Source organism: Pseudomonas sp. Teo4 (assembly GCF_034387475.1).
In the GTDB taxonomy this organism is placed as follows: Bacteria; Pseudomonadota; Gammaproteobacteria; order Pseudomonadales; family Pseudomonadaceae; genus Aquipseudomonas.
Genome location: NZ_JAXCIL010000002.1, coordinates 111,968 through 130,325, shown reverse-complemented (window position 1 = coordinate 130,325; position 18,358 = coordinate 111,968). Strand labels below are relative to the sequence as shown.

Genomic DNA, 18,358 nt, shown 5'->3' with positions numbered 1-18,358 from the left:
TGTGCCTGCTGGCTATAGTCGAGGCCAGGGGATTTTTCAGGAATGGGGGAGGGCGACATGCGCAACACGTGTCGCCGCAGGTAAACACCTGCAAACCGGTCGCACGGGCCGTTTCTGAAAGGACTCACTGCCATAACAAAAAAGTACATGGAGTAGCGTCGATGAAATCTGCAAACCTGTTCTGGCGCCGGGCCAAGCTGCCCCTGGCCGTCAGCCTCGCTTCTACGCTCGCAAGTCCAGCTTTCGCGGTCAGTTTCAACATCGGAGAAATCGAAGGCCAGTTCGACTCGTCGCTCTCCATTGGCGCCAGCTGGTCGACCGCCAACCCCAACAAGAACCTCATCGGGGTCAACAACGGTGGCCATGGTCTGTCGCAGACCTCCGACGACGGGCATCTGAACTTCAAGAAGGGCGAGACCTTCTCGAAGATCTTCAAGGGTATCCACGACCTCGAACTGAAGTACGGTGACACAGGTGTGTTCGTGCGCGGCAAGTACTGGTACGACTTCGAGCTCAAGGACGAACACCGCGAGTTCAAGGACATCAGTGACTCCAACCGCAAGGAAGGCGCCAAGTCTGCGGGCGGGGAAATCCTCGACGCGTTCATCTATCACAACTACAGCCTGGGTGACTTGCCCGGCACCGTCCGTTTCGGCAAACAGGTGGTGAGCTGGGGCGAAAGTACCTTCATCGGCGGCGGCATCAACGCCATCAACCCGATCGATGTCTCGGCCTTCCGCCGTCCAGGTGCGGAAATCAAGGAAGGCCTGATTCCGGTCAACATGTTCTACCTGTCGCAGAGCGTCACCGACAACCTGACCATGGAAGGCTTCTACCAGCTGGAGTGGGACCAGACCGTCGTCGACAACTGCGGTACGTTCTTCTCCCAGCCTGACGTGATCGCCGATGGCTGCAACAACAACCTGGCAGTACTGGCCACGCAGGATGCCGTGGCGAGCCGCCTTGGCGCACAGATCGGTCCGTTCGCCGGGCCGGCCATGAATGCACTGGCCGGGCAAGGCGTAACCTGGGGCTCACCTGACGAGGGTGTGATCGTAAGGCGTGGTGCCGACCGTGATGCCCGTGACAGCGGCCAGTTCGGCGTAGCCCTGCGCTACATGTACGAACCGCTGAACACCGAGTTCGGTGGTTACTTCATGAACTATCACAGCCGTGCGCCGATCTTCAGCGGTCGTGGCGCCGCGGCCGGCTTCTACCAGCCGGGCAACCTGGCCGGGGCCTTGATCGCCGCCGGGGTTCCAGCTGCCGCCGCGACCAACCCGGCACTGCTCCAGGCGCTGATGCCGCTGTATGTGGCGGGCAACTCCAGCTACTACGTGGAGTATCCCGAGGACATTCGCCTGTATGGCCTGAGCTTCTCTACCACCTTGCCCACCGGCACGGCGTGGAGCGGCGAGATCAGCTACCGGCCGAACGCGCCAGTGCAGCTGAACACCACCGATATCCTGTATTCGGGCCTGACGCCGCTCAACCCCGATGCATCGGTCTTGCAGGGGCAGGCCGACACCGACCAGCCTGGCTATCGCCGCAAGGAAATCACCCAACTGCAAACCACCTTCACTCACTTCTTCGACCAGGTGATGGGGGCGGAGCGTCTGACCATGGTGGGCGAGGTGGGCTGGACCCACGTCGGTGGCCTGGAAAGCACCTCCAAGCTGCGCTACGGGCGTGACCCGGTGTACGGCCCAGGGCCGCTGCCCAATGGCACTTGCCAGACGCTCAACGCCAGCACGCTGGCGGGTGGTGCACAGAACAACCTGTCGCGCTACTGCGAAAACGATGGCTTCACCACCACCGACTCCTGGGGTTATCGCGTTCGCGCCATCTGGGACTACAACAACGTCTTCGCTGGCGTGAACCTGCGCCCCAGCGTGGCGTGGTCCCACGACGTCGACGGTTACTCGCCAGGCCCCGGCGGCAACTTCGAGGAAGGCCGCAAGGCCGTCAGCCTGGGCCTGGACGCCGAGTACCAGAACACCTACACCGCCAGCCTGTCGTACACCAACTTCTTCGACGGCAAGTACACCACCGTGGATGACCGCGACTTCGTCGCCCTCAGCTTCGGCATGAACTTCTAATCAGGACGAGACAGACAATGAACACAACCAAAAGTCTGCTGAAAGCCGGTGTGCTGGGCCTGTCCCTGCTGGCAACCAGCGTCATGGCTGCGGTTTCCGCCGACGAAGCGGCCAAGCTGGGTAGCACCCTGACGCCGATGGGCGCCGAGAAGGCCGGAAACGCCGACGGCTCCATCACCGCCTGGCAACCGCTGTCGAAGACTGCCGGCAGCGTCGACGCCAAAGGTTTCCTGTCCGACCCGTACGGCAGTGAAAAGCCCAAGTTCACCATCACCGCGCAGAACGTCGACCAGTACAAGGACAAGCTGTCCCCTGGCCAGGTGGCGATGTTCAAACGCTACCCCGACACCTTCAAGATCATGGTCTACCCGACCCATCGCGGCGCCACCGTGCCGGATGACGTGTTTGCCGCCATCAAGGAAAACGCCACCAAGACTACCCTGGTCGAAGGCGGTAACGGTCTGAACAACTTCAGGACCGCGGTACCTTTCCCGATTCCGAAAAGTGGCCTGGAGGTGGTCTGGAACCATATCACCCGCTACCGCGGGGGCAGCGTGAGCCGCTTGGTGACCCAGGCTACGCCACAGCAGAACGGCTCCTACAGCCTGGTGTACTTCGCCGACCAGTTCGTCTTCCGTGACAAGATGAAGGACTACGACCCGAACAACCCCGGCAACATCCTGTTCTACTTCAAGCAGGAAGTGACGGCGCCGGCGCGTCTGGCGGGCACGGTCCTGCTGGTGCACGAAACCCTCGATCAGGTGAAGGAGCCACGCAAGGCCTGGATCTACAACGCCGGCCAACGTCGTGTGCGCCAGGCGCCACAGGTGTCCTACGACGGCCCGGGTACTGCGGCCGATGGCCTGCGTACCTCGGATAACCTGGACATGTACAACGGCGCACCGGACCGTTACGACTGGAAGCTCGAAGGCAAGAAGGAGATGTTCATCGCCTCCAACGCCTACAAGCTCGACGACCCGAAACTCAAGTACGCCGACATCCTCAAAGCCGGCCACATCAACCAGGACCTCGCGCGCTACGAGCTGCGTCGGGTGTGGCATGTGGTTGCAACCCTCAAACCAGGCCAGCGCCACATCTACGCCAAGCGTGATTTCTACATCGACGAAGACACCTGGCAAGCTGCGGTGATCGACCAGTACGACGGTCGTGGCCAACTGTGGCGGGTGTCCGAGGCTCACTCCCAGGATTACTACAACGTGCAGGTGCCGTGGTACACGCTGGAAGCCATCTATGACCTGCAGTCGGGCCGCTACCTGGCGCTGGGCATGAAGAACGAAGAAAAACGCGCCTACGACTTCGGCTTCAGTGCCAGCAAGGCTGATTTCCAGCCAGCAGCGCTGCGCCAGGCGGGGGTACGCTGACCGTCAACCAGATCAACGCCTTGTAACCTCCCAGAACGCCCCGGCTTGCCGGGGCGTTTCTGTTCTTGGCGGGAACAGGCCAATCACTCTGCTGAATATCCCGCCAAACCCCCGCCACAGGCCCTGTCCATCGGCATTGTTGCTTTTTGTTGTAGTCTTTTTTGTGCCAATGGCGCCCATCATCTTCAAATGCGCCAAGTTACCCGCTAGTCTCGCAACAATCCGTACTGCCGTAGTCTTCCCACTAGAACGAGCCGGCCATGACAGATTTGTCCCGTACGCATGGATTCGCCAGCCAGGCCCTGGGCCTGCTGGACGGGCGTTTCTTCCGGCCACCGCTGCCGGATGGTCACGTACCGCGACCTCGCTTGTGCCAGCGTTTGCACGCAGGGCTGGCGGGGCGCTTGTTGTTGCTCAATGCTCCGGCCGGGTTTGGCAAAAGCTCGCTGGCCATTGAATTCAGCCAGGCACTGCCTGACCACTGGCGCAGCCTCTGGCTCGGCTTGAGCCGGCGTGACGCTGACCCCGGGCGTTTTCTCGAACGCCTGCTCGAGGGCCTGCAGCAGTTCTGCCCGGCGCTGGGCGGCCAGGCCATGGGGCTGTTGAAAATGCGTCAGCGCCATCAGCCGTTCGCGTTCGAGGAATGGATCGACGGCCTGCTCGACGAACTGGCGTTGTACCTGCAACCCGATACCCCGTTGCTGCTGGTGCTGGATGACTATCACCTGGCGCAGGGGCCGGTGCTCGACCGCTGCCTGCAGTTCTTCCTCAACCACCTGCCCAATGGGCTGGTGCTGTTGATCACCAGCCGTCAGCGGCCAGACTGGCACCTGGCGCGCCTTCGCCTGTCGCGGCAACTGGTCGAACTCAATGAGCAAGAGCTGCGATTGACGCCGGACGAATCCCTCGCGGTGATTGGCCGGCAACCCACAGGGTTGCGTGGCCAAGCCCTGGATAACCTGATCCAGCGCAGCGATGGCTGGGTGGCGGGGCTGCGCTTCTGGCAACTGGCGGCCAGTGAGTCCGGCGATGAACATGCCTTGCCCCAGGCCTTGCATGGCGGTGAGGGGCTGATCCGCGATTATCTGCTGGAGGAGGTCATCGACATTCTGCCGGCGGACGTACAAGCCTTCCTTTACGACACCGCCTGCCAGGAACGTTTTTGCGCCCAGCTGTGCGACGCCTTGCGCGAGCGCCACGACAGCGCCACGATTTTGCGCTTCCTCCAGGCCCACCAGGTGTTTCTGGTGCCCCTGGACGAGCATGGCCACTGGTTCCGCTACCATCACCTGTTCTCTGACCTGCTGCGCAGTCGCCAGGCCAGTGAACCCCCGGCTCGCCTGCATTTGCGCGCCTGCCGCTGGTTCCAGTCCCAAGGCCTGCTGGATGAAGCGGTGGAGCAAGCCCTGCGCGCCGGTCACCTCGATGTGGCCGCCGACTTGGTGCAGAGCCTGTCGGAAGAACAGCTGCTGGCCGAACAGAACGTCGGCATGTTGCTGCGCTGGAAGATGGACCTGCCGGACAGCCTGCTGATCAGCACGCCACGCCTGATCGTTTTGTACAGCTGGGCGCTGGGGCTGGCCTGCCAGCTGGATGCCGCTGAGGAACTGGCGGGTTATCTCAGCCGATTCCTGCCGGCACCTTCGGCCACTGCGCAGAAATCCATGCTGGCCCAATGGTTGGCTCTGAGCGGCGTAATTGCCCGTGGCCGTGGTGACCGTGGGCGCACGTTGGCCTATTGCGGGGAGGCATTGCAGAGCTTGCCAAGCAAGCGCTACGGCCAACGTCTGGTTTGCCTTTCGACCCTTTCCAACCTGGCCGTCGCCGATGCCGATTTCTGGCGCGCTCGGGGCTGGAACCGCGAAGCGCTTGAGCTGGCCCAGCGGGTCGGAAACCCGTTGTTCGAGGCATTGGCCTATTACGACCGTGCTCGTGTCCTGCATGCCCGTGGCGAGGTGCTTCGGGCCCTGGACGAGGTTCGCCAGGGACTGATGCGACTACAAGGGCTGTCTGCCCAGCGTTTGTATGCCGTTCGGGCGCGGCTGACGCTGTACGAAGGCTACCTGCTGGCGTCGTGCATGCAGCCAGCCCAAGGGCGTGCGCGCTTGCGGGCAGGGCTCGGCGAGGCGCGAGCCTGTCGCGATATCAGCGTCCTGATCGGGCACTGCGTCATCGCCTCGCTCGATGGCCGTGAAGGCCAGTTTGCCGAAGCGTTCGCCGAACTGGCCGAGGCTGAAAGGTTGATGCACATCTGGGACGTGCCGCCGATCTACTACCTGGCCATGATCACCCTGGTGAAATGCGAGTTGTGGTTGGCCCAAGGGCGCACCGACCTGGCAGAGTCGTGGCTGCTGCGCCTGGGGCAGACCTATGGCGGCGAACAACCGGCAGCCGCTCCGGAGTTCCACCCCTTGTTGCCGTTGCACATTGAGCTGCAGCAGGCACTGCTCGAGCGTATCCAGGCACGCAGCGAAGACGCGGTGCGGCGTCTTTCGAACCTGGTCGAGCAAGGCCAGGCCAGTGGCGGGATGATGCTCACGGTGTTCGCGTTGTGCCAGTGGATCGCCCTGCTGCTGGAGCAAGGGCAGGAGGTACAAGCCTCGGCACTGTTGCCCAAAGCGCTCAAGGCCGCACAAGGGGGCGTGTTGCAACCCTTCCAGCGTCTGATCGAGGCGCACCCTCTGTGGTTGCGTGAACAGCTGCTGGCGAATGCTGGCGGCTATGCCCAAGCTGAGTTGATGGCGCGTTTGCCCGAACTGCCGTTGGCCAGCGCTGGCAGTGGGGAAGCCCTGAGCAGCCGGGAGTTGGCGGTATTGGAGCTGATTGCCCAAGGTTGCTCAAACCAGCAGATCAGCGAGCGATTGTTCATTTCCTTGCATACCGTCAAGACCCACGCCAGCCATATCAACAGCAAACTGGGGGTGGAACGGCGTACTCAGGCCGTGGCCAAGGCCAAGTCGCTGGGCTTGCTGGCCTGACGCTGGCTCTGTGGGCTGTTGCCCGATAAAATAATGGCCTAGTGCCATTGTTTGGGCGTCGCGTTCTCTGGGCTCATCTTTCCTGAAGTGCTGCCGATAAAAAATTCGGCGGTACGCATCGCCACGCGCCATTTTCCAATTATCCCAAGACAGGTCGTGTTGATGCTGCAGTACGGGCAAAAGAGCTTTCTGATCGTCGACGACTTCACCGACTTTCGCACGTCGACCCGTTCCATGTTGCGTGAGCTGGGTGTGCGCGACGTAGACACCGCCGACAGCGGCGAACAGGCCATCCGCATGTGCGGGCAGAAGCGCTACGACTTCATCCTCCAGGACTTTCACCTGGGTGACGGCAAGAAGAACGGCCAGCAGGTGCTCGAGGACTTGATTCTCGACAAGCTGATCAGCCATGAGTGCGTGTTCATCATGGTCACGGCCGAAAGCAGCCAGGCCATCGTACTCAGCGCAATCGAGCATGAGCCCGACGCTTACCTGACCAAGCCGTTCAACCGCGTAGGTCTGGCTCAGCGCCTGGAAAAACTGGTGCAGCGCAAGACCTTGCTCAAGCCGATTCTCCAGGCTCTGGACCGTGGTCGCCCGGCCGAGGTGCTGGCTGCGTGCGCTGAACTGTGCAAGCAGGACCCACGCTTCGCCCCGCTGTGCCTGCGCTTCCGGGCCGATGCCCTGCGCGACCTTGGCCGCTTCGACGAATTGGACAAGTTCCTCAAGGCCATTCTCGCCAGCCGGCCCCAGCCGTGGGCCTATTCGGCCCTGGGCAGCCTGCTGCACAAGCGTGGCCAGCACGCCCAGGCCCAAGGCGTGTATGAGCAGGCGCTCAAGGCCTTCCCGATCATGCCGGCGCTGTACGATGGCATGGCCGAGGTGCTGGTGGCCCAAGGAGAGACCAAGCGCGCCCAGCACATGCTGGAAGAAGCGGTGCGCCTGTCGCCGCTCGCGGTAAGGCGCCAGGCTGCACTGGGCAAGCTGGCACTGGGCAACGAAGATTTTGAAAGCGCTTCCAAGGCCTACCGTCACGCGGTGAATCAGGGCCAGAGTTCGCGCTACAAGGATGCCGAAAGCAACCTCGGCCTGGTCCAGGCGTTGATGAGCAAGAACACAGGTTTCGGCCTGGATGCCCGCACCCGCGTCGAGATCAACACGGTGCTCAGCGAGGTGGCCAAGGAGAACGTCGAGGACCAGGGCCTGCAGGTGCGTGCCCGCCTGATGAAGGCCGCCAGCCTGCAGCAGGCAGGTGATGCCGAAACCGCCGCCAAACTGACCGAACAAGCCATGCAGCGTCTGGACAAGATGGAGCAGTTCTTCTCGGTGGAGGCTGCCCTTACCGTGGCCAAGCAGTTGCAATCGCTTGGTCAGGAGGCTGCGGGCGGCGCGATCCTCAAGGGCTGCGTGGAAACCTACGGGGACGACCCCAAGGTCATGCAAAGTGTCGCCAAGCTGACCGACGACCCAACGGTACTCGGCGCCGTCACCGAGGCTGTCGACCTCAATCGTCAAGGGGTGCGCAGCTACCAGGGCGGCCAATTGAACGAGGCGCTCGATATGTTCCGCAAGGCCCTGGGCTTGCAGCCGAAAAACATCAGTATCGCGCTGAACACCGCCCAGGCATTGTTGCGCATCGGCGGCGAGAACCCGTCGCCCGTCATCATGCAAGAGTGCCGCAGTTGCCTGAGCAGCGTGGCCGGCATCCCGGCCAGTGACAGCCGTTACGACCGCTACCGCAAACTGCACATCCGGATTTTCGGCGCATGAGTCAGGACAATCAGGGGCTGGATTTCTCTTCGGTGATCGCCTCCACCGTGCATGACGTCAAGAATTCGCTTTCAGCGTTGATTCAGGCGCACGACCAGTGGCTGGCGCGCCTGCCTGAAGAGCTGCGCGGTGGCACCGAGCAAGGGGTGATGGAGCACGAGTTTCGTCATCTCAACGGCATGCTGGTGCAACTGCTGGGTCTTTACAAACTGGGCGTCAACCAGTTGCCGGTGTGCCCGGACTACCACGAGCTGGACGACTTCATCGAAGCCCAGCTCGCCGCTCACGAAGAGGTGCTCAAGCACCGCGATATCCTCGCCACCTGGCGTATCGAAAGTGAAAGCCCGTTGGGCTTCTTCGACCGTGAACTGGTCGCCACGGTGGTGGCCAATGTGCTTACCAACGCCATCCGATATGCCGGTCACGCCCTGCTGATCAGTATCGAGGAAGAGGGCGAGCAGCTGGTGATCAGTGTCAACGATGACGGTGCGGGTTATCCGCCACGCATGCTCGAACGGCAACTGGACTATGTGCAGGGGATCGATGCGCAAAGTGGCAGCACCGGGCTCGGCCTGTACTTCGCGGCCAGGATTGCGGCGTTGCATGAACGCAATGGCGTGCGTGGGCGGATCGAGATTGCCAATGGCGGGGCGCTTGGGGGAGGGTTGTTCAGGTTGTATTTGCCTTGAGGCTGGTTGGGAGTTGCGTTGGGGCCGTTGGGGGATGCTGGTGGATTTTTAGCGCCTGGGAGATCGAGCGCCGCCCGCGCGGCGCATCGCGAGCAAGGCTCGCTCCTACGTTTGTTTTTGGCCAGTAACGCCAGTGGCAGACCCGCGCGACCGCCTTGTTTGTAAGACGTGTTATTGCGCCATGCACCCAAGCGGTCGCGCGCGAATCTCACTGAAATAATTGGCCCGGAACAAGCGTAGGAGCGAGCCTTGCTCGCGATGCGCCGCGCGGGCGGCGCTCGATCTGCGCCTCACCGCAAAACTGATGGTAGGCTCTAGTCTCGATTTGCACCGGTAACCAAGATGCATCCCCAAACCACCCTCATCCGCGAAACCTTCCCCGTCGGCCCCTTGCAGTGCAACTGCACCCTGATCGGCGACCCCGTCACCAAGAAAGCCATCGTGGTCGACCCAGGCGGTGACCCGGACAAGATTCTCGCCCGCCTGCAGGCCCACGGCCTGACGTTGGTGAGCATCATCCACACCCACGCGCACTTCGACCACTTCCTTGCCTCGGGCAAGCTCAAGGAGTTGACCGGCGCAACCTTGCACCTGCACAAGGACGACCAGCCACTGTGGGACAACCTGGAAATGCAGTGCCAGATGTTCGGTGTGCCCTACACGCCGGTGCCATCGCCGGACCGCTGGCTGGGTGACGACGAAGAGCTGGCCTGCGGCTGTGGAGTTGCCTTGCACACCCCAGGGCACACGCCCGGCTCGATGAGTTTCTGGTTTGCCGAGGCCAAGCTGCTGGTGGCCGGCGACACGCTGTTCCGCCGTGGAATTGGCCGCACCGATTTGTGGGGTGGCGACCAGCGGGCTATCGTGCGCTCGATCAAGGAGCGGCTGTATCGCCTGGATGAAGAAGCCATTGTGGTGACCGGCCACGGCCCTGATACCCGCCTTGGCGACGAGATGCGCGAGAACCCTTTCGTGCGGGCGTGAGTCTGTATGAAAAGCCTTTCATGGAATTTTTCCGTAAATTACCCATCCAAGGCTGGCGAAGATCCATTCGCGCTCTGCCGTACACATGAATTTCAGTAGGAGCTTGTCCATGTTCACCATGCGTCGTCTGATTATCGTCGCAACCGCCGCGGCCCTGATGGCCGGCTGTGCCAACCAGAACCCCTATGACAGCCAGGGTCAGGCGCAGGGCTCCACCGGGATGAGCAAAACCGCCAAATACGGCGGCCTGGGTGCATTGGCTGGTGCCATCGCCGGTGCCGCCATCGACCACAACAACCGTGGCAAAGGTGCACTGATTGGCGCCGCTGCCGTCGGTGCCGCTGCCGCGGGCTATGGCTACTACGCCGACAAGCAAGAAGCTGCGCTGCGTGCGCAAATGGCCAATACCGGCGTCGAAGTGCAGCGTCAGGGTGACCAGATCAAGCTGATCATGCCAGGCAACATCACCTTCGCTACCGATTCGGCGAACATCGCGCCTAGCTTCTACTCGCCGCTGAACAACCTGGCCGGCTCGTTCAAGCAGTTCAATCAGAACACCATCGAAGTGGTCGGCTTCACCGACAGCACCGGCAGCCGCCAGCACAACATGGACCTGTCCCAGCGTCGCGCCCAGGCAGTCAGCAGCTACCTGACCTCGCAGGGTGTCGATGCATCGCGCGTCACGGTACGTGGCATGGGCCCGGACCAGCCGATCGCCAGCAACGCCGATGCCAATGGTCGGGCGCAGAACCGTCGTGTAGAGGTGAACCTGAAGCCGATTCCTGGCCAGCAGTATGACCAGCAAGGCCAGGTTCAGCAGTATCCCTAACTGAATTTGGGGCTGCCTTGCAGCCCAATCGCCGGCAAGCCGGCTCCCACAGGTGCCAAAGATCGCCGCAGTACCTGTGGGAGCCGGCTTGCCGGCGATTGGGCCGCAAAAGCGGCCCCGACACATTCAGCGGACGTTGCTGGCCTGAATCGCCGTCAAGGCGATGGTGTGCACGATATCGTCCACCTGTGCACCTCGCGGCAAGTCGTTCACCGGCTTGCGCAACCCTTGCAGCATCGGCCCCAGGCTCACCCCGTCGGTGCTGCGCTGCACCGCCTTGTGGGTGGTGTTGCCGGTATTCAGGTCAGGGAACACGAACACCGTGGCACGCCCGGCCACCGCACTGTCCGGCGCCAGCTGGCGGGCGATCTCGGGGTTGGCTGCGGCGTCATACTGCAGCGGCCCGTCAATCAGCAGGTCATGCTCCACGCTTTGCGCAAGGCGCGTCGCTTCACGCACCTTGTCCACCTCATCATCGCTCGCCGAGTCGCTCGAATAGCTGATCATCGCCACCCGTGGCGCGATGCCGAAGGCCTGTGCCGATTCGGCGCTCTGCCGGGCAATTTCGGCCAGCTCGCTGGCGCTGGGGTGCGGGTTCATCACGCAGTCGCCGTATACCAGCACTTGCTCTGGGAACAGCATGAAGTACACCGAAGAAACCAGGCTGGCCCCCGGCGCGGTCTTGATCAACTGCAGGGCCGGGCGGATGGTGTTGGCAGTTGAGTGCACCAGGCCAGAAACCAGGCCGTCGACTTCATCCAGGGCCAGCATCATGGTGCCGATCACCACCGGGTCTTCCAGTTGCTGCTCGGCCATGGGGGCATTGAGGTTCTTGCTCTTGCGCAGGTCGACCATCGGTTCGACGTAGCGGCCGCGAATCTGTTCCGGGTCGAGAATCTCCAGGTCTGCCGGCAGGGTGATGCCCTGGGCCCGAGCCACGGCTTCGACTTCCTCGGGCTTGGCCAGCAGCACGCAGCGGGCGATACCGCGTGCCTGGCAGATGGCGGCCGCTTGGACCAGCAACGGTTCGGCCCCTTCAGGCAGAACGATGCGCTTGTTGGCCTGCTGGGCGCGTTGGATCAGCTGGTAGCGGAACACCGCTGGTGACAGACGCAGCTCACGTGGCGTGCCGCAACGCTGGTGCAGCCAGCTGGCGTCGAGGTGGCTGGCCACGAAGTCGGTGATGAACTCGGCGCGCTCGCGGTCGTCTACCGGGATTTCGCGGTTCAGCGAATTGAGCTGGTTGGCGGTGTCGTATGAACCGGTGCTGACCGACAGAATCGGCAGGCCGGCTTGCAGAGCACCTCGGCACAGCCCGAGGATGCGAGCGTCGGGCTTGCTGTCACTGGTCAACAGCAGCCCGGCCAGGGGCACGCCGTTGATCGCTGCCAAGCTCACGGCGAGGATGATGTCGTCGCGATCGCCCGGTGTCACCACCAGAGTGCCGGGTGTCAGCAAGGGCACGGTGTTGGCCACCGTGCGGGCGCAGATGATGATCTTGTTCATGCGCCGCTGTTCGTAATCGCCGGCGTTGAGCACCTGCGCACCCAACAGCTCGGCCACGTCGCGGGTGCGCGGGGCATTGAGCTCGGGCTGGAAGGGAATGCAACCGAGCAGGCGGAAGTCATTGCCGCGCAGCAAGGGCGAATGCTCGCGCAGGCGGGTGGCGAAGTCGGCCATGCTCTCGTCGGTGCGCACCTTGTTGAGGATCACCCCAAGCACCTTCGGATCGCGCGGGCCGCCGAACAGCTGGGCCTGCAATTCGACACGGCCGGACAGCTCGCTGAGCACTTCGTTTTCCGGTGCCGAAACCAGGATCACTTCGGCATCCAGGCTCTTGGCCAGGTGCAGATTGACCCGTGCCGCGTAGCTGGCGTGGCGGGTCGGCACCATGCCTTCGACCACCACCACGTCATTGCCGACGCAGGCTTGTTGGTAAAGGCGGATGATCTCTTCCAGCAGCTCGTCCAGCTGGCCGTCGCCGAGCATGCGTTCCACATGGGCCAGGCTCAGCGGCACGGGCGGCTTGATGCCGTGGGTGCGGGCCACCAGCTCGCTGGAGCGTTCGGGGCCGGTATCACCTGGGTGAGGCTGGGCGATGGGCTTGAAGAAGCCCACCTTCAGGCCTGCGCGCTCCAGCGTGCGCACCAGGCCCAGGCTGATGGAGGTCAGGCCTACGCCGAAGTCGGTCGGCGCAATGAAAAATGTCTGCATGCGTGCTTCTCGAAATAAGCGGTGCAAGGAATCAACGGCCAAGGGTAGCGCTATCGGCCCCTTGTGCGCACCAGCCGCATGCGAAAGCCTGGCCGATGCGCTGCTGGCGCTGTTCGGCGTCGAGCACCCAGGGGCGTGCCTGCCACGGCGGTTGGTGGCGCAGGTGCTGGGTGTGGCCACAGGACAACTCGACCACCCAGTGGCCTTCTTCGTCCTGGTGGAAGCCGGTGATCCGACTGATGGGCCGCCCCTCGTCCGCCGTGCGTTCGCATTCGGACGGTGCCTTGGTTACACTTGTGGCCTCTACATACTTTTGCAAAAGGTCTTGCCCCCATGCTGATCGCCGCCAACAAGGCTGTCTCCATCGAATATACCCTGACCAACGACGCCGGTGAGGTCATCGACAGCTCCGTCGGCGGTGCACCGCTGGTGTACCTGCACGGCGCCGCCAACATCATCCCGGGCCTGGAAAAAGCCCTGGAAGGCAAGCAAGCCGGCGACGAGCTGGAAGTTGCCATCGAGCCGGAAGAAGCCTACGGCGAATACCTGGCCGAGCTGGTCAGCACCCTGAACCGCAGCATGTTCGAAGGCGTTGACGAGCTGGAAGTCGGCATGCAGTTCCACGCTTCGGCGCCGGACGGCCAGATGCAGATCGTCACCATCCGCGACATCGACGGCGACGACGTCACCGTCGACGGCAACCACCCACTGGCTGGCCAGCGCCTGAACTTCAAGGTCAAGGTCGTTACCGTGCGTGATGCCAGCGACGAAGAAATCGCTCACCGTCACATCCACGGTGAAGGTGGCCATCACCACTGATTTTCTGCGCTAAGCTCAGAAAGTCGCCAGGCGCTCGGGCAAGCCGACTGGCCTTCCGAATGGAAGGTGGACGGCTTGAACGAGCGCCTTTTTAGTGGGCGGGATTCGCCCCAGCGGCAACCAGGAACCTGAGAGGGGATTCATCATGAGTGCATTTCACGACCTGACGTTGAAGGCGTTGAACGGCGAGGACCTGCCCCTGGCCCCGTTCAAGGGCCAGGTGGTGTTGGTGGTCAATGTTGCCTCCAAATGTGGTCTGACGCCGCAATACAAAGCCCTGGAGAATCTTTACCAGGACTACAAGGACAAAGGTTTCAACGTGCTTGGGCTGCCGTGCAACCAGTTTGCCGGCCAGGAACCGGGCAGCGAAAAGGAGATTCAGGAGTTCTGCAGCCTGAACTACGGTGTCAGCTTCCCCTTGGGTGGCAAGCTTGAAGTGAACGGGCCGCAACGGCATTCGCTGTATCGCCTGTTGGCGGGTGAGGGCGCCGAGTTCCCTGGCGACATTACCTGGAACTTCGAGAAGTTCCTGGTGGGCAAGGATGGACGGGTGTTGGCCCGTTTCGCTCCACGTACCGCGCCGGATGATCCATCGGTAGTGCAAGCCATCGAGAAAGCGCTGGTTTGAAGTTTCTTATCGCCGGCAAGCCGGCTCCTACAAAAAACGTAGAGGCCGGCTTGCAAGCGATACCCCAGAATCACCCAGATCAATAATGCTGGGCCAGTCTTCCCGCTCCCCCTAACCTCAGGCGCAATTCCTCCCCAGACGGACGCGCCCCATGCCCACCAACCCACTGTTCCAACCCTTCACCCTCGGCGCGCTCGAGTTGCCGACCCGTGTCGTCATGGCCCCCATGACCCGCACCTTCTGCCCAGGTGGCGTTCCTCACGACGGCGTCGTCGATTACTACCGGCGCCGTGCCGCTGCAGGTGTGGGCCTGATCATCACCGAGGGCACCACGGTTGGCCATCGGGCGGCCAATGGCTACCCCAACGTTCCGCGATTCTATGGTGTGGATGCCCTGGCGGGCTGGAAGCAGGTCGTCGACGCGGTGCACGCCGAAGGCGGGCGCATCGTGCCGCAGCTCTGGCACGTGGGTGCGGTGCGCCGTCTGGGCACCGAACCGGATGCCAGCGTGCCTGGCTATGGCCCGAGCGAGAAGGTCAAGGACGGCCAGGTGCTGGTCCACGGCATGAGCCACGATGACATCCGCGAGGTAATCAGCGCATTTGCCCAAGCCGCCAGCGATGCTCAGGCCATCGGCATGGACGGGGTGGAGATTCACGGCGCCCATGGCTACCTGATCGACCAGTTCTTCTGGGCCGCCAGCAACCAGCGCGACGATGAGTATGGCGGCGATCTGGCTGGCCGTTCGCGATTCGCCATCGAGCTGATTCAGGCCGTGCGCGCCGCGGTCGGGCCGGACTTCCCGATCATCTTCCGCTTCTCGCAATGGAAGCAGCAGGACTACAGCGCACGCCTGGTGGACACCCCAGAAGCCCTGGGGGCGTTTCTGAAGCCGCTGTCGGATGCGGGTGTGGATATCTTCCACTGCTCCACCCGACGCTTCTGGGAACCTGAGTTCGAAGGCTCTGAACTCAACCTGGCAGGTTGGACCCGCAAGTTGACCGGCAAACCCACCATCACCGTGGGTAGTGTTGGGCTCGATGGCGAGTTTCTGCAGTTCATGGTGGACACCGACAGAGTGGCCAAGCCGGCCAGCCTCGACGGGCTGCTGCGTCGCCTCGACGATGAGGAGTTCGACCTGGTGGCTGTCGGCAGGGCGCTGCTGGTGGATGCCGAGTGGGCGCTCAAGGTCCGCGAGGGGCGTGAGGCAGATGTATTGCCCTTCAGCCGCGAGGCATTGTCGATTCTGGCTTGATCGCCAGCGCGCTGGCGGTTGCTTGCGCTTGGCTGCAGGCGCTGTGCAGGTGCATTTCGAACTGCTCGACGATGGCAGGCCAGCCCTGGCGGCTGGCGTGCTGGCGAGCGTTCAGGCGTACACGGCGCAGGGTTTCCTGCTCTTCCAGCAACCAGCAGGCGGCATCGATGAAGGCGGCCTGGTCACCGGGCATGGCCAGAGCACCGTTGTGGCCATGGCGGATGTGCTGGGCCGCGGCGGCCTCGTCGTAGGCCACCACCGCGAGGCCTGAGGCCAGCGCCTCAAGCACCACGTTGCCAAAGGTTTCGGTCAGGCTCGGAAACAGGAACAGGTCGCCGCTGGCATAGTGTTCAGCCAGGGTTTCCCCACGCTGCGCGCCACAAAACACGGCGTCTGGCAGCTGCTTCTCAAGGGCTGCCCGCTGTGGCCCGTCACCCACCACCACCAGGCGTAGGCGCAACTGTGGATAAGTTCTGCGCAGGGCTTCCATGCAAGGTCGCAGCAGGCCCAGGTTCTTCTCCGCCGCCAGGCGACCCACATGCATGACGGCGATATCGTCCGGCCCAAGCCCCCAGCTGTCGCGCAGTGTCTGGCTGCGTCGAGCCGGGTTGAACAGGCAGGCATCGACGCCGCGGGCCATCAGGGCCAGGCGTTCAAACCCCCGACGCTCAAGCTCAAGCTGCTGGCTGGCACTGGGTACCAGCGTGGCGGCGGTGCGTCGGTGAAACCAGCGCAGGTAATGGGTCAACAGTCGCGCCAGCAAGCCCAACCCGTACTGGCCGGAATACTGCGGAAAGTTGGTGTGAAAGCCACTGACCACGGCGATGCCCAGGCGCCTCGCAGCCCGCAGCGCGCTGAGTCCTAGCGGGCCTTCGGTGGCGATGTACAACACATCAGGGCGCAGCTTGCGCCAGCGGCGCCACAGTGTGTGCATCGACACTTCGCCCCATTGCAGCCCCGGGTAGCCTGGCAAGGCCCAGCCCCGGCACAACAGCAAGTCCTGGTCGTCTTCGCCACGGGCGTCGCTGGCCTGACGCGGCCGCACGACCTCCACTTGATGGCCGCGTTGTCGCAGCCCTTCGCTCAGGCGGCCAAGGGTATTGGCCACACCGTTGATCTCGGGTGGGAAGGTTTCACTGACAAGGGTGATGCGAAGGGCTGGCATATTCATGACAAAAAGTTTCCGCTTGCATCGTTGCGCTCATGTGACAGCGAAGTGACGTGCGGATGACGCCCGATTTCTGGAGATGTCGGCTGTGTGAATATTTCCTTTCAGCTTGCTCAAGAACACCGCACCCGCAGCCGATGCAGATGCATCCCACCTTGTGTCGCGCTCCGGGAGAGCGGTGATGTTCAACAGCAAACTCAAGAAAGAAATCCAGCAGTTGCGCGAGGACCTGTTGTCCATCGAGCAGGTCAAAAGCAGCCTCGACAGCGAAATGCTCGTGCTCCAGCTCGACCCCCAGGGGCGGATCGAGTCGGTCAACAGCAACTTCGAGAAAGAGATGCTCTACCGTGGCGAGCAGTTGATCGGTCGCAACATCGAAGAAATCGTGCCTGCACACGTGAAGAAGCTCGATTTCTATGAGCGCATGAAGAGCGCGATTACCCGGGGTGAGCACCTGAACGGCGCTTTCCGCCTGTTGCGCGGCAACGGCCAGGAGGCCTGGCTGCGCTCGATTCTGCAGCCGGTGAAGGGCAGCGATGGGCGGATCCGGCATTTCACCATGCACTCCAGCGACCTGACCCGCACCATTGAAACCTCGCGCGAGCACGAGAGCCTGATCAATGCGTTGATGCGTTCCACCGCCGTCATCGAATTCAACCTCGAAGGCTTCGTGCTCACCGCCAATGACCGTTTCCTACAGTCGGTGGGTTACAACCTCGAGCAAGTGCGCGGTAAGCACCACCGTATGTTCTGCGAACCCGAAGAAGCAGCCTCGACCGCGTACCAGGCATTCTGGGACAAGCTGCGCCGGGGTGAGTACGTGGCTGACCGCTTCAAGCGTATCGATGCCCACGGGCGGGTGATCTGGCTCGAGGCCTCCTACAACCCGATCTTCGATGCCCAGGATGTGCTGTACAAAGTGGTCAAGTTCGCCACCGTGATCACCGACCAGGTCAACCAGGAGCAGGCGGTGGCCCAGGCGGCGGACATTGCCTATAGCACGTCGCTGGAGACAGACAGCAGTGCGCGCAAGGCCACCGATGTGGTCACCCAGTCGGTCAGCGTGATGCGTGGGCTGGAGAGTTCCATGCAGGAAGCCGCCGAAGGCATCAAGGCGCTCGATACCCAGTCGCGGGTGATTGGCTCGATCATCAAGACCATCAGTGACATCGCCGGGCAGACCAACCTGCTGGCGCTGAACGCGGCCATCGAGGCTGCCCGTGCTGGCGAGCAGGGCCGGGGCTTTGCCGTGGTGGCCGACGAAGTGCGCCAGTTGGCGTCTCGCACCAGCACCGCTACCGAGGAAATTGCCAAGGTCGTGCAGCAGAACGAGCAATTGGCCCAGGCCGCAGTGGAAATCATCGACACCAGCAAGCGCCAGGCCGAGCAGGGGTTGGCCCTGGCGGCCGATACCGGTGGGGTGATCGTCGAGATTCAGGAAGGGGCGAAGAAAGTGGTGGATGCAGTGGGGCAGTTTTCCAGCAAACTGGTGCACTGAATGGCAAGTTAGCAGAAAAGGGGCGGTCAGACCGCCCCTTTGCAC

At 62.7% G+C, this 18,358-nt stretch carries 14 protein-coding genes; 11 read left to right on the top strand and 3 right to left on the bottom strand.

What is annotated here, in order from left to right:
- Positions 1–161 precede the first annotated feature (161 nt).
- The 7 genes from PspTeo4_RS16940 (at position 162) to PspTeo4_RS16910 (ending at position 10,731) form a co-directional block, all read left to right on the top strand.
- Positions 162–2,099 (top strand): DUF1302 domain-containing protein, encoded by a 1,938-nt coding sequence (locus tag PspTeo4_RS16940; RefSeq protein WP_322365029.1) that lies wholly within the window; start codon positions 162–164, stop codon positions 2,097–2,099.
- Between the two features lie 17 nt (positions 2,100–2,116).
- Positions 2,117–3,481, top strand: coding sequence for a DUF1329 domain-containing protein (locus PspTeo4_RS16935; RefSeq protein ID WP_322365028.1), 1,365 nt, complete (start codon positions 2,117–2,119; stop codon positions 3,479–3,481).
- Positions 3,482–3,741: 260 nt separating this feature from the next.
- Positions 3,742–6,459: a LuxR C-terminal-related transcriptional regulator gene (locus tag PspTeo4_RS16930; RefSeq protein WP_322365027.1), complete on the top strand. Its 2,718-nt coding sequence runs from the start codon at positions 3,742–3,744 to the stop codon at positions 6,457–6,459.
- A 162-nt stretch (positions 6,460–6,621) separates the two neighbouring features.
- On the top strand, positions 6,622–8,229 hold the full coding sequence (locus tag PspTeo4_RS16925) for a response regulator (RefSeq protein WP_322366880.1): 1,608 nt from the start codon (positions 6,622–6,624) through the stop codon (positions 8,227–8,229).
- Positions 8,226–8,918 carry a HAMP domain-containing sensor histidine kinase gene (locus PspTeo4_RS16920; RefSeq protein WP_322365026.1) on the top strand — a complete coding sequence of 231 codons (693 nt, stop codon included), beginning with the start codon at positions 8,226–8,228 and terminating at the stop codon, positions 8,916–8,918. The genes PspTeo4_RS16925 and PspTeo4_RS16920 overlap by 4 nt, the downstream gene beginning before the upstream one ends.
- A gap of 342 nt (positions 8,919–9,260) precedes the next feature.
- Positions 9,261–9,902 carry an MBL fold metallo-hydrolase gene (locus PspTeo4_RS16915; protein ID WP_322365025.1) on the top strand — a complete coding sequence of 214 codons (642 nt, stop codon included), beginning with the start codon at positions 9,261–9,263 and terminating at the stop codon, positions 9,900–9,902.
- 109 nt (positions 9,903–10,011) lie between these two features.
- Positions 10,012–10,731: an OmpA family protein gene (locus tag PspTeo4_RS16910; RefSeq protein WP_322365024.1), complete on the top strand. Its 720-nt coding sequence runs from the start codon at positions 10,012–10,014 to the stop codon at positions 10,729–10,731.
- 126 nt (positions 10,732–10,857) lie between these two features.
- On the opposite strand, the gene pta is transcribed toward PspTeo4_RS16910, so the two are convergent.
- Together pta and PspTeo4_RS16900 are read right to left on the bottom strand one after the other, a co-directional pair.
- Positions 10,858–12,945, bottom strand: a complete 2,088-nt coding sequence (gene pta, locus PspTeo4_RS16905) for a phosphate acetyltransferase (RefSeq protein WP_322365023.1) — start codon at positions 12,943–12,945, stop codon at positions 10,858–10,860.
- A 31-nt stretch (positions 12,946–12,976) separates the two neighbouring features.
- Positions 12,977–13,264 (bottom strand): DUF3565 domain-containing protein, encoded by a 288-nt coding sequence (locus PspTeo4_RS16900; protein ID WP_322365022.1) that lies wholly within the window; start codon positions 13,262–13,264, stop codon positions 12,977–12,979.
- A 14-nt stretch (positions 13,265–13,278) separates the two neighbouring features.
- Here PspTeo4_RS16900 and PspTeo4_RS16895 point away from each other — a divergent pair, with 14 nt between their 5' ends.
- The 3 genes from PspTeo4_RS16895 (at position 13,279) to PspTeo4_RS16885 (ending at position 15,647) form a co-directional block, all read left to right on the top strand.
- Positions 13,279–13,764 (top strand): peptidylprolyl isomerase, encoded by a 486-nt coding sequence (locus PspTeo4_RS16895; RefSeq protein WP_322365021.1) that lies wholly within the window; start codon positions 13,279–13,281, stop codon positions 13,762–13,764.
- A 145-nt stretch (positions 13,765–13,909) separates the two neighbouring features.
- Positions 13,910–14,392, top strand: coding sequence for a glutathione peroxidase (locus PspTeo4_RS16890; protein WP_322365020.1), 483 nt, complete (start codon positions 13,910–13,912; stop codon positions 14,390–14,392).
- Between the two features lie 151 nt (positions 14,393–14,543).
- On the top strand, positions 14,544–15,647 hold the full coding sequence (locus tag PspTeo4_RS16885) for an NADH:flavin oxidoreductase (RefSeq protein WP_322365019.1): 1,104 nt from the start codon (positions 14,544–14,546) through the stop codon (positions 15,645–15,647).
- Here PspTeo4_RS16885 and PspTeo4_RS16880 read toward each other — a convergent pair.
- Positions 15,616–16,818 (bottom strand): glycosyltransferase family 1 protein, encoded by a 1,203-nt coding sequence (locus tag PspTeo4_RS16880; protein ID WP_322365017.1) that lies wholly within the window; start codon positions 16,816–16,818, stop codon positions 15,616–15,618. The genes PspTeo4_RS16885 and PspTeo4_RS16880 overlap by 32 nt on opposite strands.
- A gap of 178 nt (positions 16,819–16,996) precedes the next feature.
- Here PspTeo4_RS16880 and PspTeo4_RS16875 point away from each other — a divergent pair, with 178 nt between their 5' ends.
- On the top strand, positions 16,997–18,313 hold the full coding sequence (locus PspTeo4_RS16875) for a PAS domain-containing methyl-accepting chemotaxis protein (RefSeq protein WP_322365015.1): 1,317 nt from the start codon (positions 16,997–16,999) through the stop codon (positions 18,311–18,313).
- The last annotated feature ends 45 nt before the right edge of the window (positions 18,314–18,358 follow it).

What these genes read in the sequence shown, in the direction of transcription:
- PspTeo4_RS16940 (WP_322365029.1), top strand. Translation starts at nt 162, where the DNA reads ATGAAATCTGCAAACCTGTTCTGGCGCCGGGCCAAGCTGCCCCTGGCC.
- PspTeo4_RS16935 (WP_322365028.1), top strand. Translation starts at nt 2,117, where the DNA reads ATGAACACAACCAAAAGTCTGCTGAAAGCCGGTGTGCTGGGCCTGTCC.
- PspTeo4_RS16930 (WP_322365027.1), top strand. Translation starts at nt 3,742, where the DNA reads ATGACAGATTTGTCCCGTACGCATGGATTCGCCAGCCAGGCCCTGGGC.
- PspTeo4_RS16925 (WP_322366880.1), top strand. Translation starts at nt 6,622, where the DNA reads ATGCTGCAGTACGGGCAAAAGAGCTTTCTGATCGTCGACGACTTCACC.
- PspTeo4_RS16920 (WP_322365026.1), top strand. Translation starts at nt 8,226, where the DNA reads ATGAGTCAGGACAATCAGGGGCTGGATTTCTCTTCGGTGATCGCCTCC.
- PspTeo4_RS16915 (WP_322365025.1), top strand. Translation starts at nt 9,261, where the DNA reads ATGCATCCCCAAACCACCCTCATCCGCGAAACCTTCCCCGTCGGCCCC.
- PspTeo4_RS16910 (WP_322365024.1), top strand. Translation starts at nt 10,012, where the DNA reads ATGTTCACCATGCGTCGTCTGATTATCGTCGCAACCGCCGCGGCCCTG.
- pta (WP_322365023.1), bottom strand. Translation starts at nt 12,945, where the DNA reads ATGCAGACATTTTTCATTGCGCCGACCGACTTCGGCGTAGGCCTGACC.
- PspTeo4_RS16895 (WP_322365021.1), top strand. Translation starts at nt 13,279, where the DNA reads ATGCTGATCGCCGCCAACAAGGCTGTCTCCATCGAATATACCCTGACC.
- PspTeo4_RS16890 (WP_322365020.1), top strand. Translation starts at nt 13,910, where the DNA reads ATGAGTGCATTTCACGACCTGACGTTGAAGGCGTTGAACGGCGAGGAC.
- PspTeo4_RS16885 (WP_322365019.1), top strand. Translation starts at nt 14,544, where the DNA reads ATGCCCACCAACCCACTGTTCCAACCCTTCACCCTCGGCGCGCTCGAG.
- PspTeo4_RS16880 (WP_322365017.1), bottom strand. Translation starts at nt 16,818, where the DNA reads ATGAATATGCCAGCCCTTCGCATCACCCTTGTCAGTGAAACCTTCCCA.
- PspTeo4_RS16875 (WP_322365015.1), top strand. Translation starts at nt 16,997, where the DNA reads ATGTTCAACAGCAAACTCAAGAAAGAAATCCAGCAGTTGCGCGAGGAC.